Origin of the sequence: Pseudomonas sp. Irchel 3E19, from assembly GCF_900187585.1 — a bacterium.
GTDB classification, from domain to species: domain Bacteria; phylum Pseudomonadota; class Gammaproteobacteria; order Pseudomonadales; family Pseudomonadaceae; genus Aquipseudomonas; species Aquipseudomonas baetica.
Genome location: NZ_FYDT01000006.1, coordinates 65697 through 81421, shown reverse-complemented (window position 1 = coordinate 81421; position 15725 = coordinate 65697). Strand labels below are relative to the sequence as shown.

Annotated in this window: 9 protein-coding genes; 1 reads left to right on the top strand and 8 read right to left on the bottom strand. The window is 55.8% G+C overall.

All coding sequences use genetic code 11. From position 1 onward, the window contains the following. Nucleotides 1-3: 3 nt before the first annotated feature. Together CKW18_RS05850 and CKW18_RS05840 are read right to left on the bottom strand one after the other, a co-directional pair. Entirely contained in the window at nucleotides 4-2358 is a 2355-nt protein-coding gene (locus tag CKW18_RS05850) for a M23 family metallopeptidase (RefSeq protein ID WP_141233081.1), read from the bottom strand. A 40-nt stretch (nucleotides 2359-2398) separates the two neighbouring features. Then, complete coding sequence (locus tag CKW18_RS05840) at nucleotides 2399-4435, bottom strand: type VI secretion system tip protein VgrG (RefSeq protein ID WP_095187896.1); 2037 nt, start codon at nucleotides 4433-4435, stop codon at nucleotides 2399-2401. A gap of 454 nt (nucleotides 4436-4889) precedes the next feature. Here CKW18_RS05840 and CKW18_RS05835 point away from each other — a divergent pair, with 454 nt between their 5' ends. Further along, a complete protein-coding gene (locus CKW18_RS05835; RefSeq protein WP_095187895.1) occupies nucleotides 4890-5276 on the top strand; it encodes a DUF6124 family protein in 387 nt (128 codons plus the stop codon). A 73-nt stretch (nucleotides 5277-5349) separates the two neighbouring features. On the opposite strand, the gene CKW18_RS29780 is transcribed toward CKW18_RS05835, so the two are convergent. The 6 genes from CKW18_RS29780 to tssM are packed head-to-tail and all read right to left on the bottom strand — an operon-like array spanning nucleotide 5350 to nucleotide 15713. Next, the gene (locus CKW18_RS29780) at nucleotides 5350-5889 is read right to left on the bottom strand and encodes a hypothetical protein (protein WP_141233080.1); all 540 of its coding nucleotides are present in this window, start codon (nucleotides 5887-5889) and stop codon (nucleotides 5350-5352) included. Then, entirely contained in the window at nucleotides 5889-8342 is a 2454-nt protein-coding gene (locus tag CKW18_RS29775) for a M23 family metallopeptidase (protein WP_141233079.1), read from the bottom strand. The genes CKW18_RS29780 and CKW18_RS29775 overlap by 1 nt, the downstream gene beginning before the upstream one ends. Nucleotides 8343-8382: 40 nt before the next feature. Next, a complete protein-coding gene (locus tag CKW18_RS05830) occupies nucleotides 8383-10419 on the bottom strand; it encodes a type VI secretion system tip protein VgrG (protein WP_095187894.1) in 2037 nt (678 codons plus the stop codon). Between the two features lie 28 nt (nucleotides 10420-10447). Beyond that, on the bottom strand, nucleotides 10448-11449 hold the full coding sequence (locus CKW18_RS05825; protein WP_095187893.1) for a serine/threonine-protein kinase: 1002 nt from the start codon (nucleotides 11447-11449) through the stop codon (nucleotides 10448-10450). Beyond that, nucleotides 11446-12174, bottom strand: a complete 729-nt coding sequence (locus tag CKW18_RS05820) for a PP2C family serine/threonine-protein phosphatase (protein WP_095187892.1) — start codon at nucleotides 12172-12174, stop codon at nucleotides 11446-11448. The genes CKW18_RS05825 and CKW18_RS05820 overlap by 4 nt, the downstream gene beginning before the upstream one ends. Next, entirely contained in the window at nucleotides 12174-15713 is a 3540-nt protein-coding gene (tssM, locus tag CKW18_RS05815; RefSeq protein ID WP_095187891.1) for a type VI secretion system membrane subunit TssM, read from the bottom strand. The genes CKW18_RS05820 and tssM overlap by 1 nt, the downstream gene beginning before the upstream one ends. Nucleotides 15714-15725: the final 12 nt, after the last annotated feature.

The window sequence follows — 15725 nt, the reverse complement described above, 5'->3', positions numbered from 1 at the left end:
ACCTTAGAAAAATTTTAGAAGTTTATTTGTCATTGTCTCTCGAGCAGGAAAATTTGCTGCAGCCGGCCACGGGTGAGCAGAGTCCGTGCCGACTAAAGCACCATCCCCCCTAATACGTCGAGTCATTTGCGGAATATCGTTAGCGTCGGCTATTCCTAGCAGTTTATTTTTCGCCCAAAACCAACCTGCCGTATCAATACAAGTGAACGGCTCATCTTTTACACGATCTGGATTTACTATAACAGGCGGCCTTATCTGGGCATCTAACTGCGCGATTGTTGCAGCATTTTGAATTGGCAGCGTAGCCTTCTGCGCTCCGGTAACTGTAGCTCCAGAAATGGTAATACCCCACCACGAGGTATGCTTCCACCAGTTATTTGAAAATGAACTAGCTTGCAACCATCCTCTGTAAACCCAATAATTGGCATAGTTAGCCCTACCGGTAAGCTGCTTCAAGCCGCGCCCTCTGAAATCTCCGCCATCGTTGTACTTTATGTTGCCCAACCAACCATTGTAATTCGAAGCATTAGCATACCGCCTAAAATAATCATGCGGGGCACCATTATACAGTTCAGACATCATTGCAAGTTGACCCGACTCGACGCCTGCCTGCCCAAAAAAGTGCGACCGCCTCAACCTACCGACGATTAAATACTTAGAAAGGGTTTTATTTATATGAACAAGGTATTTATTTATATTTGCATCGGATGCAGTAGGGTAAACCCCCTTCATATCGCTCTTGGTAAGCCAACCACACTGGCTGAAGGTACGGATAAATTCTTTAGGAGGAAAATGCCAATGCATATGATCGATCCCTACCAATGCTGCCTCCTCCCAGAATCCCAAGGCTTGCTGGTGAGACTTCAACTTTGCGTATTGATCTTCCGGCAGCGGTCCGCCCTCCGCCACCTTCTTTAACCAATCATATCGAGTATCAAAGTCATTTTTACACCACTCACTTGGGAATTTGCACACTAGTCGCTTTACACGATCTTGAACTTCAGACTTTTCAAGTAATGACTGCGTCAACTGGCGCTCTGCGACGTATCTAGTTGAAAGATCCTGCTGCTCATTAGCCGAAAGAGTTGCATATGCGGGAGATTTGGCGATGCTAACAGCATCTAGATTATCAGAAACGACTTTACCAGCATCCAAATTTAATACAGCTCGGATGAATTGAGATTGGCAGTGGCTATCAGCGTCTGTATCGTCATCTACTAACTGCCACCCTTGCCAATGCGGAAAATCTGCATCGCTAAATTTAGTCACAGAAAAAGAATTGAGATCTATCCAACCAGCCTTACTTTCCTCACCAGTTTTTCCTGGAATTTTTATTTTCCGCCAATGGGCCGCATCAGCTGGCATAAGTTGGTCACCGCTCAACACTCTACCAAACCTAAGCAGTTCGAATCCCGCGCTAGGCGACTTTGGAAACTTTTCGGTCGCTGTGTTATATAGGTCATATTCATAACTACCACTCTCGGCCTGCGAGCCTAGCTCAAAGCCAGAATGGCTATATGTAGTAAGTTTGCACTGCCCTTTGGCGTAACTCATCCTAAGGAACATGCCATTTTGCAGCTCCGAAGCTAACGACCAATCATACCCCTGAACTGAATCGTTGACATTTGATGTGGGCGCCCCAGCTTCCTGAATCGGGGCTGGCCCCGAAGGCATGGCGGGGCATCTATATACAACGGGAGAATCATTCTGTGCTGATAGAATATTATTTGGCGCTCTTTCATAAATAAGAACCTCTGGAGGAATAAAAAAATAAGTATCTCCCCAAACGCAATCTGAGCGCCCATGACCTGTCTGAAATTTTAAATCCCTTTCTTTCCTACCTACTAGATTCTCAATTTGGCCTTGATCAGCGACTACTTCAAAATGAATTCTCCCGCTCTCTCCATATATACTACCCGCCTCACCAATTTTATCTTTACGGGCAATCGCTTTACCCTTCTGTGGCGCTGCAATTAATATTTTCGAAAGGTGCATGTAAATAGAAAAAAATACGACCTTCGCCTTTTCGCCTTCACCTATTTCTGTTTCATGTCGAATAACCACACATCCGTCATCAGTCCATTTGTTCCGATAGCGTAATGCATGATCTGGAGGCGCAGTGCTTTCAAGGGTAGGCTGACGAAAATAAGCCAGAGTGCCATCTGAGATAGCCTTTACGGGCAATGTACCCCCTCCTTCTTGAGGAGCAGTTAGATGGATGCCACCATGCCAATTAAGGTCAAAACTCAGCGGATAACCACCATCACCGGGAATACCGCCAACCATGGCACGTGCCAGATAAGCATCGTCGGTTTCTCCCGCTACCGGAGTAGGAAGAAATGGAGGGCTAATGATCATTCAAAAAATTCCTTGTTCATATTGACGCTTGTCCGTCCGCTCAAAGCGAGAAAGGGTAATCAACTGTCGGCTTAACCTTCTCAGGCACCGCATTCCCCAACGCCTGATCCATCAAACTCCCCGCCTTATCCTTATCCGCCGCCCCCGGCAGCACCGGCGGTTTGATCCCGATGCCCGTGCCGGAGCCAGCCGAGCCCCCGGCATTGATCTTGATCACCGGCCCGACCACCGTCACCCCACCGCCATCAAGCTTGATAAAGCTCCCACCACCCAGCACGGTCAGCTCAGTCCCCGCCTCAATAACAATCTTGTCCCCAGCCTTGAGGTGAATCTCTTTCCCCACACTGGTCAGCTGCGCCGTGCCCAACTTCACATGCTGGTTCTGCCCAACCGTCAGGTGATCATCCAGCTTCGCTTCAATCTTGCGGTCGGAAATCGTCGTGCGATGTTCTTCGGCTTTGAGCTCGGTATAGGTGTTCTTCACCACTGTGTCATGACGTTCATTGCCGACCCGAATCTTCTGGTCATGCTCAACGTTTTCATCCCAATCGCGCTGCGCATGGATGTAGATCTGCTCCGCACCTTTCTTGTCTTCAATACGCAGTTCGTTGTACCCACCACCACCCGGGGAGCTGAGCGTTTTGAAAACGCTGCGGGTTTTGTTCGCAGGCAAGGCATACGGCACCGGGTTTTCCTTGTGGTACAGGCAGCCGGTCACCAGCGGTTGGTCGGGGTCGCCTTCGAGGAAGGTGACGAGGACTTCCATGCCGATGCGCGGGATGCTGATGGCGCCGTAACGGTCGCCGGCCCAGGAGCTGGAGACGCGTAGCCAGCAGCTGGTTTTGTCGTCGGCGAGGCCTTCGCGGTCCCAGTGGAATTGCACTTTGATGCGGCCGTATTGGTCGCAGTGGATTTCTTCGCCTTTGGGGCCGGTGACGTGGGCCGTCTGGCTGCCGAGGACGCGGGGTTTCGGGTGTTCCAGGGCCGGGCGGTAGAACACGTCCCACGGGGTGGCGAGGAAGGTGTTGCGGTAGCCCTGGTGGAAGTCGTCCTTGTTGTCGGTGGTGTCGCTGGTTACGCCTTCTTCGAGGACTTGCGGCTGTTTGCCTTCGTGGACGATTTCGGTGAGCAGCCACAGGTCGTTCCACTCGGTTCGCGGGTGGTCGGACATTTCCATGAAGTGGCCGCTGACCAGTTTGGTCTGGTCGCCGCGACCTTCGGCCTGGCGGTAGTCGGCGCGGTGACGTTCGAGGGCGCGTTGGCTGAGGAACTTGCCGCGCGCGCGGTCGATGAAGCGGCCCGGGTAGTCGTAGTCTTCGAGATCCGGTTCGGTGCTCTCGCCGTCAGGTTTGTACGCGGCCTCCATTTGCAGGCGCGGTTTTTCGAAGTCGTAATCGCGGCGCATGGTGCGGCTGGTGCGGGTTTCCAGGCGCAGTTTGAAGCCTTTGATCACCGGTTCTTCGGCGACCATGCCGCTGCCTTGCACGTACGCGGTCGGCTGGCCGAGGTCGGGGAACACGGTCTGATCGTCGCCGAACACCAGCAGGTGGCCTTTTTCGCTGTGCTGGAAGTGGTAGTGAATGCCTTCCTCTTCGCACAGGCGCTGGACGAAATGCAGGTCGGTTTCGTCGTACTGCACGCAGTAGTCGCGATCCGGGCACGGCTGGCTGAGCTGGAAGCTGTAGGCGTTGCCCTTGATGCCGTGTTCTTCAAGGATCAGCGCGATGATTTTCGGCGCCGACATCTGCTGATAGATGCGCTGGTTGGTGCGGTGATGCAGGTATTGCAGTTGCGGCACCATCGACACTTTGTAGCGAGTCAGACGCTTGCCGGCATCGCCTTGGGCGACGCGATAGATCTGGCCGTGGATGCCCGAGCCTTGTGGATCGAATGCGAGAAACGCCTGCTTGTGCAGCAGTTGTTCGAGGTCCAGATCAGGGTTTTCGCTGACCAGTTCGAGGTCGAAACGAAACGGCTGGCTGATGCCTTCGGTGCCGGTGAACGACAGCACTTGCAGGTCGCCGACGTAGTCTTCGACCTTGAGGCTGAAGTGGGTTTCGTTAGCTGGGTTGAACATAAAGTGCTCCCTGTTCGAATGTCATCCGTTACGCCCGAAACCGCCGATGTAAGACGCTCCCTCATCTGGCCTTCGCAATTTAAACAAATAACGCTACATATCTCTGTCCAGCTAAACGGATGGCGTGTTCGTCGGACATTTCCCGCAAGACGCCGAGCCATCCATGAACTATCCGACCTCTCCGTTCGCCGCTAACCTTGATTTGTCACCGCAAAAAACGGTGACACGGACGTGCAAGTCCGGGTAAAAGACGACGCGCAACGTCATTGGTCGCTGATCAGGCATATCCCTGCTCGCGGTACCGACTGTATGGCGGCTGTGCGTGGGAGGTCCTTCTTTCGAGAGCGATCTGCCGGGTCCGTCTGCCCGGTCTTGCACACCTGCGCACAGCTGCCACCTTATTCGCGTGCAAGCGAACGGTGGTAGCTCCTTACCTACAGACGGAGAAACACCCATGTTCAAGGTGACGCCCAACCCGCCAGATAACGCTGGCACCCCCGCCGAACAATCCCTCGACACGGAACAGCTCGACAAAGAAGCCGCCGACCGCGCCTTCGCTCACTACTTCCCGCCTACCAACGACAAACAGTCCAAACGCCGCAAAGGCAGACTTTTCACCGTCCCCAATGACATCGACTCGGAAGCCCTCCTGGCCAACGCCTCCGAAGACATGCTGTCCATCAGCGCCATCGCGGCCAAATTAGCGGACGACGTCGAAGGCTCGAACCGCTCAGTTGCGCTGGCCCTGAGTCGAATCGCCGATGGTGCGCAGCTCATGGTGGAACGTGCGTTGGATCACCTAGAAGAATTGCTTGCGGTGAGGCAGAAAGCGAAAAAGTAAGAGGTGTCCGTGGGGCGGATTGGAAAATAAATCCGTCCCTTTTGTTCGGTCCCTTTTGTTCGTTTGCTCCCAGTTAATACCCAGCACCCTCAGAAAAACATCTTCCGTCGGACAAGTCTGCTGGGATTTCTTTATTTCCTACCTGATACCAGCTCCCCAACGATTGACTCACGCAGTAAGTATGCTTTTCCAGATCGAAAAACAGCGCAATCACTTCGTCAGCCATAGCCCCACTGGTAGGGGAAAATAATCGAATATTATACAAAACATCTGGTGAAGTGACTTTCCTTGAAGACTCAACTCTAGGCTTCCCCACAAACTCACAGGGCGCACCAGAAAACAAATTAGAGAGAACTCGCCCATTTGAAACATATATTGAGCAGTTTTTAATAGAGTCTTCAAAAGTCACTGCGGATATGAACCCTCCGCCCCAGGACAAGGTCCCCATAGCATAGGAATGAACATCAACATCCTTCATTTCATTTTCTTTCGCTATCCCAGCCCTTAAATCACTGGGCATTTGTACCAGCTCAAGACTTTGACCTGCGGAACTTGCCAACGAATTGGCAACACAAGTGCTAAATATAAAAACAGCCAATAAAAATTCTTTCATCAAGGCTTACTCATAGAAAAATTGACAACAACAGTTTGTCTCGGCGTAGTGATGGTCTCAATAGTCGAGGTCGCGACGGAGTCACTCAAATACCGGAAGACATACTGCGCATATGCTTGACGCTCATGATATCCGTTACCCCCACCATTGACCAAAACTGAAACACTGCCAACAGCAGCAGCACTGAGGGCTGCATCACAGCTACGATTTATATTTAAATCTTGACTTCTATTAACAACCTTAGACACCCAGTAAAATCCACCACTATCACAAGCGTTGTGGGAGTTCGTTTTAATTAATGTCGGATCATACCGCGGAGCCCATCGCTTAGGAACTCCGATAACTCCAATGATAGCGCCATTGGAATTTCTTTGAGTCGGGTCAGCCCAGTAATGGGTTGAAGTTGCAGTAATTCGAGCATCAGTATACTGCCCCCCCGCTGCGGGAAGTGCGGCCGCCCTATAATCACCATATTTTTCATAATTACCAGCCCATGTTAGCTGCATAATCCCCCGCCCATAGAAAGCGGCATAATATTGCGCCATTGGAATATTAGGATTAGGGTGTCCAGACCCATACTCTGACAATGTTCTCCAACGATCAGTCTCAAGAATTGTTTGAGCCAAAAAGTGAGTTCTTCGCTCAACAGTAACTAAACCATATCGAAGCATCGTTTTATTCATGTTCACGTAGTGATCTGCAAAACGACTTTTCGCCACAGCATGAGATATTTGGTAGACACTTGGCGATCCAGCTGTATGGGCAACCCAGTTATTACCGACTCTTTCGTAAAAGTGGTACTTCGGTAGAGTATAGGCGAACTCATCTAGACTTAGCCAAGCACACTTACGTAATATTTCGATAAAGTGTCGCGGAGGAAAATGCCAATGCTTGCTGCTTATCCCCTCCAGTGCAGCCTCTTCCCAGAAACCCAAAGCTTGCTGGTGCGCTTTTAACTTATCGTATTTGTCTTGTGGTAACGGGCCGCCGTCACAGACTTTCAGCAACCAACCATACCTTGCATCAAAATCGTTCTTGCACCATTCGCTCGGAAACTTACAAATAGTACGTTTTATTTTTTCCTGAAAAACTTTATCTTGGAGTTTGCCCTTATTTATCTCTCGCTCCATTACATATCTTTCTGATAAATCTTTTTTTTGCTCGTCAGAAAGCTCCGTATATTTTGGCGAGGACGCAATGCTCACCGCATCAACGCTATCACTCACAACTTTACCGGCATCAAGATTTAGAAGTCCACGTATATAAGATGACTGACAGTGGCTATCTGAATCGGTATCATCATCAATTAATTTCCAGCCTTTCCAATGGGGGAAATCTGCGTCACTAAATTTTGTGATCGTTGGAGAATTCAAATTTACCCATCCTGACTTAGACTGTTCCCCCGCCTTCCCCGGAAACTTAATCTTCCTCCAATGCGCGGCCTCCGCAGGCAAAAGTTGGTCGGGGCCTAAAACCCTACCGAAACGTAACAACTCATATCCAGCGCTAGGGGACCGGGAGTATATTGACTTTGCCTTCTTAAAAAGATTGTGCTCATAGTCTGTCTCTTCACTTTCGCTACCAATCTCAAAACCGGAATGAGTATAGGAAGTCAGTGCGCACTGGCCTTTGCTGTAAGCTAGCTGTACGAATATACCTGCCTGCAGTTCTGAGGCCATAGCCCAATCATAGCCATCGGCTAATACCGGCGAGGAGGAGGTGCTTGCCGGAGACCCCCCTTCTTGAATCGGAGTTGGACCAGACGGCATTGCAGGGCAGCGGTAAATTACTGGCGACGTATTTTGAGCTTGCGTGAGATCCGCTGGAGCACTTTCATAAATATGGACTTCAGGTGGCACAAAGAAATGTACGTCACCCCAACAACTATCAGCCCTACCGTTGGAAGACTGATGCTTAAGTTCCCTTTCACTCCGCCCTAATAATTTGGCGATATAGGCTTGATCAGCCACTATTTCAAAATGAATTCTATTTCGCTCACCATAGATACTACCGGCCTCTCCGATTAAATCCTTTCGATACAAAGCCATTCCCTTTTGAGGATTGGGGATCGAAATTTCTGAAAGGTGCATATAAATGGAATAGAAAACAATTTTCCCATTCTCTCCCTCCCCAACCTCTGTTTCATGACGAACTACTACACAACCATCATCGGTCCACTTGTCACGGTAGCGCAATGCATGATCTGGTGACGCAGAACTTTCCAAGGTTGGTTTGCGAAAGTAGGCTAGCTTCCCATCTGAGACAACACGTACTGGCAAAACGTCCCCCCCCGCTTGGGGAGCTGTTAAGTGAATGCCACCATGCCAATTAAGGTCAAAACTCAGCGGATAACCACCATCACCAGGAATGCCACCCACCATGGCCCGTGCCAGATAAGCATCGTCGGTCTCACCCGCCACCGGAGCAGGAATAAAAGGAGGGCTAATGATCATTTAAAAAATTCCTTGTTCATATTGACGCTTGTTCGTCCGCTCACAGCGAGAAAGGATAATCAACTGTCGGCTTAACCTTCTCAGGCGGCGCATTCAACAACGCCTGATCCATCAAACTCCCCGCTTTATCCTTATCGGCAGCGCCTGGCAATATCGGCGGTTTGATCCCAATGCCAGTGCCCGACCCAGCCGACCCACCCGCATTGATCTTGATCACCGGCCCAACCACCGTCACACCACCGCCATCGAGCTTAATAAAACTCCCACCCCCAAGAATGGTCAGCTCCGTCCCCGCCTCAATAACAATCTTGTCCCCTGCCTTAAGGTGAATCTCTTTCCCCACGCTGGTGAGCTGCGCAGTCCCCAGCTTCACATGCTGGTTCTGCCCAACCGTCAAATGATCATCCAGCTTCGCTTCAACCTTGCGGTCGGCAATCGTGGTGCGGTGTTCCTCAGCCTTCAGCTCGGTGTAGGTGTTCTTAACCACCGTGTCATGACGCTCATTACCGACCCGAATCTTCTGGTCATGCTCAACGTTCTCATCCCAATCCCGCTGGGCATGAATGTAGATCTGCTCGGCACCTTTTTTGTCTTCAATGCGCAGTTCGTTGTAGCCGCCACCGCCCGGTGAGCTGAGTGTTTTGAACACGCTGCGGGTTTTGTTCGCTGGCAAGGCGTACGGCACCGGGTTTTCCTTGTGGTACAGGCAGCCGGTCACCAGCGGTTGGTCGGGGTCGCCTTCGAGGAAGGTGACGAGGACTTCCATGCCGATGCGCGGGATGGAGATGGCGCCGTAACGGTCGCCGGCCCAGGAGCTGGAGACGCGCAGCCAGCAGCTGGTTTTGTCGTCGGCCTGGCCTTCGCGGTCCCAGTGGAACTGGACTTTGATGCGGCCGTATTGGTCGCAGTGGATTTCTTCGCCTTTGGGGCCGGTGACGTGGGCGGTCTGGCTGCCGAGGACGCGCGGTTTCGGGTGTTCGAGGGCCGGGCGGTAGAACACGTCCCACGGGGTGGCGAGGAAGGTGTTGCGGTAGCCTTGGTGAAAGTCGTCTTTGTTGTCGGTGGTGTCGCTGGTCACGCCTTCTTCGAGGACTTGCGGCTGTTTGCCTTCGTGGAAGAGTTCGGTGAGCAGCCACAGGTCGTTCCACTCGCTGCGCGGGTGGTCGGACATGGCCATGAAGTGGCCGCTGACCAGTTTTGTCTGGTCGCCGCGACCTTCGGCCTGGCGGTAGTCGGCGCGGTGACGCTCGAGGGCACGTTGGCTGAGGAACTTGCCGCGCGCGCGGTCGATGAAGCGGCCCGGGTAGTCGTAGTCTTCCAGATCCGGCTCGGTGCTCTCGCCTTCGGGTTTGTACGCGGCTTCCATTTGCAGGCGCGGTTTTTCGAAGTCGTAGTCGCGGCGGGTGGTGCGGCTGGTGCGGGTTTCCAGGCGCAGTTTGAAGCCTTTGATCACCGGTTCTTCGGCGACCATGCCGCTGCCTTGTACATACGCGGTTGGCTGGCCGAGTTTCTGGAACACGGTCTGGTCGTCGCCGAACACCAGCAGGTGGGCCTTTTCGCTGTGCTGGAAGTGGTAGTGAATGCCTTCCTCCTCGCACAGGCGCTGGACGAAGTGCAAGTCGGTTTCGTCGTACTGCACGCAGTAGTCGCGATCCGGGCACGGCTGGCTGAGCTGGAAGTTGTAAGCGTTGCCCTTGATGCCGTGTTCTTCGAGGATCAGCGCGATGATTTTCGGCGCCGACATCTGCTGGTAGATGCGCTGGTTGGTGCGGTGATGCAGGTATTGCAGTTGCGGCACCATCGACACTTTGTAGCGGGTCAGGCGCTTGCCGGCATCGCCTTGGGCGACGCGGTAGATCTGGCCGTGGATGCCACTGCCCTGCGGATCGAACGCCAGGAATGCCTGCTTGTGCAGGAGCTTTTCCAGATCGAGATCGGGGTTTTCGCTGACCAGTTCGAGGTCGAAGCGATACGGCTGGCTGATGCCTTCGGTGCCGACAAACGACAGCACTTGCAGGTCGCCCACGTAGTCTTCGACCTTGAGGCTGAAGTGGGTTTCGTTAGCTGAGTTGAACATCGTGTGCTCCCTGTTCGAATGTCATCCGTTACGCCCGAAGTCGCAGACGTTGTAGCCAGGACGAAGTGGCGCCCAAGGCGTCACGCAATTGGTCGGCAGTAATGGTGCGTGCTGCCGGATCAAAGCTCAGCGCCGTTTGCAGCGCTGGCCAACAGTGTTTCGGTAGGTTTTGCGGGGCTTGCAGCTCGCGCTCCAGATGCTCGTCGCGGGCCTGGGTCGAGGGCAAACGGCGGAACGGGTGTTTACCGCCCGCCAGTTCATAGATCACGCAGGCCACGCCGTACACGTCCGCGCTGGCCGACAACGGTTGGCCCTCAAGCAGTTCGGGGGCGGCGTAGCCCGGGGTCCAGGCGTTGAAGCGCTCGCGGCTGAGGTGCGGCAGGCCGGGCAAGGTGCCCTCTTCTGCCTGGCCCAAGCCGAAGTCGAAGAGGCGCAGGCCGTCTTCGCTGAGTATGACGTTGCTCGGTTTCATGTCACCGTGCAGCACGCCGCGACGGTGGGCATAGGCCAGCGTGTCGAGCAGCGGCAGGACGATGTCGCGCAGTTCTTTCCACGGCAGGCCGAGGGGCCGCTCGCAGAGCAATTTGTCCAGGGTCAGGCCACGCATGTATTCCATGGTGATGAAGGCCCGCTGGCAATCGGTGTCGACTTCAAAGGTGTGCGCGCGCACAACGTTGTCGTGGCGCAGGCGTCGGGTCAGGGCGAACTCGCTGTAGAGCAAGGCACTGGCGTCCGGCGATTCGGCAAATTCTTCGCTGAGGATTTTCAGCGCAATGTAAGGGTCGGGATCGCCGAACTGTTCATGCAGCAGATCCCTGGCCCGGTAAACGGCGCCCATGCCGCCCGCCCCGAGCAGACGCTCGAGGTGGTAACGGCCAGCAAGTACGTCCGGCAGTGCACCGATGCTGGCCTTGGTTGGCGCCAGCAAAGGTTCAGCGTTGTTAGCCTTGGCGAAGGCGAAGTAGGTCAAGTTGCTGGCCTGTTCTTCGCTCATCAGCAAGTCATCGATGGGCGATTCGATTTTGCTCATTGGCGGATCACCACGGCTGTCAGGTTGTCACGAGCGGAGCCCCGCAGGGCGCCGTCGAACAAACGTTCCAGCGCCACGTGTGGCGCGCTCAGGCTGAGGGCGGTGCCGAGGGCATCGCTGCTCAGGCCTTGGTACAAACCATCGCTGCAGAGCAAAAACGCATCGCCCGGATAGACCTCGAGTTCCAGTACATCCAGGGTCAGTGTTTCGGCCGCGCCAACAGCTCGGGTCAATGCCTGAGCCGCCGGATGCGCTGCCGCCTGTTCGACGCTCATTTGCTGTTCGTCGATCAGTTGCTGTTGCAGCGAATGGTCTTTGGACAGCTGATACAGCCGCTGCCCGCGCCACATATAACAACGGCTGTCGCCGGCCCAGATGCAGGCCGCGCGATTGCCTTCCACCAGCAGCGCTACGACGGTGCTGCCCATGATGCTGTCGTGACGTCCGGCGGTGACCGTCAACTCCTGCCCCAAGCGCCGGTTCAGCCAGTGCAGGCACTGGCGGATGGCTTTGAGGCGTTCGTCGAAGGCCTCGTGTTGCGGCAGTTCAGCCAGGCTGGCGACGATCAACTGGCTGGCGATGTCGCCACCCTGATGACCGCCCATGCCGTCCGCGACCACCCACAGCCCCTGCTGTGGCGAGTCGAGGAAGGCATCTTCGTTGCGCGCCCGCACCTTGCCCGGGTCGGTACGCGCCGCGCTGCGCCAGGCACTGGCCACCAGCATCAGAGCTGCACCGGCATACGGAAGGTGCGCAGTACGCCCATGTCGAACGGGTTCGGCGTGCGTTGGCTGGTCAGCAGGTAGTTGGCGCGCAGGCCACCCACATCGGCTTTCAACACCAGCACGTCGCGACCGGTCAGGTACTCGGTCTGCATCAGGTCGAACAGACGGAACAGCGACCATGGGCCGGAGTTCTTCTCGATGCCGATCGGGCGCCCGGCCATTTTGTCCATGACCAGACTGGTGCGGCCGTCTTCAGCATCGGTCGGCCATTTGAACGACATTGGCAGGATCGGGCCGTGACGGTATTCCATGGTCTTGTCGCCGAACTTGAACTCGGAACGGCTGACCGCCGGGTCGAGGGTGTACGGCTCAAGCTTGAACTGCACGGTCGGCTCGGCCGGGTTGATCGAGAAGAAGCTCTGACGAATCGTCAGCGCGGCGGCCATCTGATCGAGGTAGACCTTGGACACCGGCAGGCTGTGACCGTCGACGCTGCGCATCCGGTAGTTGCCCGGATCACCGCTGACGAACGGACGCAGGTAGCTGTCGAAGAAGCGGTCGACGGTGCCCTGAGCGCGGAAGAACTCGCGGAAGTCGCTGATCGCCACGTCGCTGGTGCTGCTGGCGCTGAACGGATAACGCTTGCTGATGGTTTTGCCATACACGCTGTACAGCTCGTTCTGATAACGGCCGTTCAGGTATTGGTAGGCATCGTTGAGCACCAGGCGCCAGGAGTCTTCGGCCAGCACGTTGAACCACACGCTCAGCGGACGCGGCAGACGACCCGAGGCGGCACGCAGGTTGGTCAACGCATCACGCTGGCCGCTCATGCGGGTTTTCGCCAGTTCGAACGCGGCTTGTTCCGGCGTACTGGAACGGGCCAGACCGGACAGTTGCAGTTGCAGGTCGTTGAGCGCGCTGAGGGCCGGGGTCAGGTCAGCGGCCGGGCCGTTGTTGTCATCGAGCAAACGATGCAGCGGCTCGAAGCGACGTTGCAGGGACTTCTTGGCGGTGTCCGGCAGGTTTTTCGCGACGCTCAGGGCCGAAGCCTTGTCCGCCGCGGCCGAGGCCAGTTTGCCGACTTTGCCCAGTTTGCCTTTCTGCCCAGCCAACGCATCGGCAGCGTCACCGGCTTCGTCCACCGGATCAGCGGCTGCCGGGAAGCGCGTGTTTTCACGTACTTCAGTCAGCAATGCCAACACCGGCGAGTTGGCCGAGGTCAGGCCCGCCAGTTGCTCGGCGCCTTCACCGGCGTCGCTGATCGGCGGCAAGGCCACCTGGCCAACGGCTTCGCTCCAGTAGTTGGCGTAGTCACGGAAGTACAGTTGCTCCAGCTCGACCATCAGGCGGCGCAAGTCCATGTCGCTGATGCCCACGCCTTCGCCCAGCACCCAGTTGTCACGCAGGATGTCGGTGACCAGCGCCGAACCCTGCACCGAGAAGTACTGCTGATAACCCTGTTGGGTGTAGAAACCCGGGATCACGTATTCGGTGCCGATAAACAGCGAGCCCTGCGGGCCGAGGTGTTGGCTGAAGCGATATTCCGGCAGGTTGCGCGCCTGCTCGCGGAGCATGCGATAGACCACGGTCGCCAGCGATTCGGCGCGCAGAACCTGACGTGCCTGAGTCACCAACTGATCGTTGAGCGGATAGATGAACGGCTGCTTCAGCAGGCGCTCGAGGTGGCTGTTCAGACCGTTCTGCACCGCGGTGTTGCCGGTGTAACGCTGCGACCAGTCAGTGGCGATCCAGTCCTTGAGCCATGCGGCATCACGACGATCCTTCATGTTCAACATCAGGTACGCACGCAGGCTGTTGATCAGCTTTTCGCGGTCCTTCATGTTGGCGCGGATCTGCCCTTCCAGCATCGTGGCAACCCGCGGCAGCAGCTGCTTCTCAAGCTCGCGCTCGTAAGCCACTTTGACCACTGGGTTGACGTCTTCGCCCTGATACAGACCACCGCGTTCGTGGTACGAGACATCGCCCTTTTTCGGGAACGCCTGCGTCGCCGCGTAGCTGGTGTCGAGGGTTTTCAGCACGCCCATGGCGTCATCGCGCGGGGTCAGTGCCGAACGCTGCTGAGTCCAGTTCTGCGCCAGTGTGCGCAGGTTTTCCAGCCGCTCGTAATTGGCCGAGAAACCGCCCGCCCAGAGCATGCCGAACAGTGCCAGTGCCGCCAGTGCGCCAACATACAGGGCACGTTGGCCCCAATGAATACGGCTGCGCTCGCGCTTGTCCAGACCGGCCAAATCGGATTCGGGGAAAATCACCTGGCTGAACAAGTGATGAATGAACCGCGAACGGCCGCTGCGCAGGGTCGGCAGCACGCCGGCGCTCATGCCGAGGCTGGCACCGATGCCGGCGGTGGTCGCATCCATCTCTTGGGTCAGGTGCGGTGCGCTGGTCAGGTAGAAACCACGCAGTTGCGTGGCACGCTGATAACGGTTGCCGGTGAACGCCATGTCGACGAACAGGCACAGGCGCTCGCCGATCTGCCCCAGTTGATGCGGGAAGTCGAGGATGCGACCACGGCGCTGTGTGTCGCGCTCGGAGTGCATGCGCATGATCACTTGGCTGTTGAGGCGACGCAGCAGCTCTTCGAACTCGTTGCGCAGCACAGCGACGTCGGTGCCGACCTGATCCTTGCGGAAACTGGTGCCGAGCACTTGATCGCTTTCTTCGCGGGTCAGTTGATCGAAGAACTCGTCGAAGCCGAGCAGCTTGTCAGCCTTGCTCAGAACCAGATAGACCGGTACGTCGACGTGCAGTTTCTGATGCACGTCTTGCAGACGGCCGCGAATCTGGCGCGCGAGGGTGTCGATGTCCTGCTCACTGCCACCGAGCAGGGTTTCCACCGGAATGGTCACCAGCACGCCGTTCAACGGACGCCCGCGACGACGCTTGCGCAGTAGCTCCAGCAGCGTTGTCCAGGCACCGCCGTCGACTTCCACATCCGGTTGGGTGGTGTAACGCCCGGCGGTGTCGATCAGCACACCGTGGTCGGCGAAGTACCAGTCGCAATGACGGGTGCCGAGGGTGTCGCGGGTCAGCTTGCGGTCGATCTTGTTGATCGGAAATTCCAGACCGGAAAAATCTAGCAGGCTGGTCTTGCCCGAGGCCTGCGGACCGATCAGCAGGTACCACGGCAAGTCACTGCGCCAGCGCTCGCTGCGGCCGCGATACAGGCTCGACGTCTTCAGGGTTTTCAGCGCGTCTTTGAAGCGCGCCTTCAACTCTTTCTGCTCTTCGTCGATCAGCTCTTCGCGGCGAATGCGGTCCTGGCCGTCCTCGCTTTCTTCCTCGGCCTTCTTGCGGATACCGCTGCGCCAGCTGACGAAGACCATGGTCAGACCCCAGATCAGGAACAGCACAGCGATGGTCAGCAAGCGAGAGGTCGAACTCTCCCAGAACTTGTAATCATCAACCGCCAACAACGGGCCGACGAACCACACCAGCAGCGCCACGAACAGCACCAGCAGCAAGGTCCAGACCCAGGTCTGGCGCAGGAAGGCGCCGACTTTCTTGAAAAACTTTTTCATCACACGTCCCTG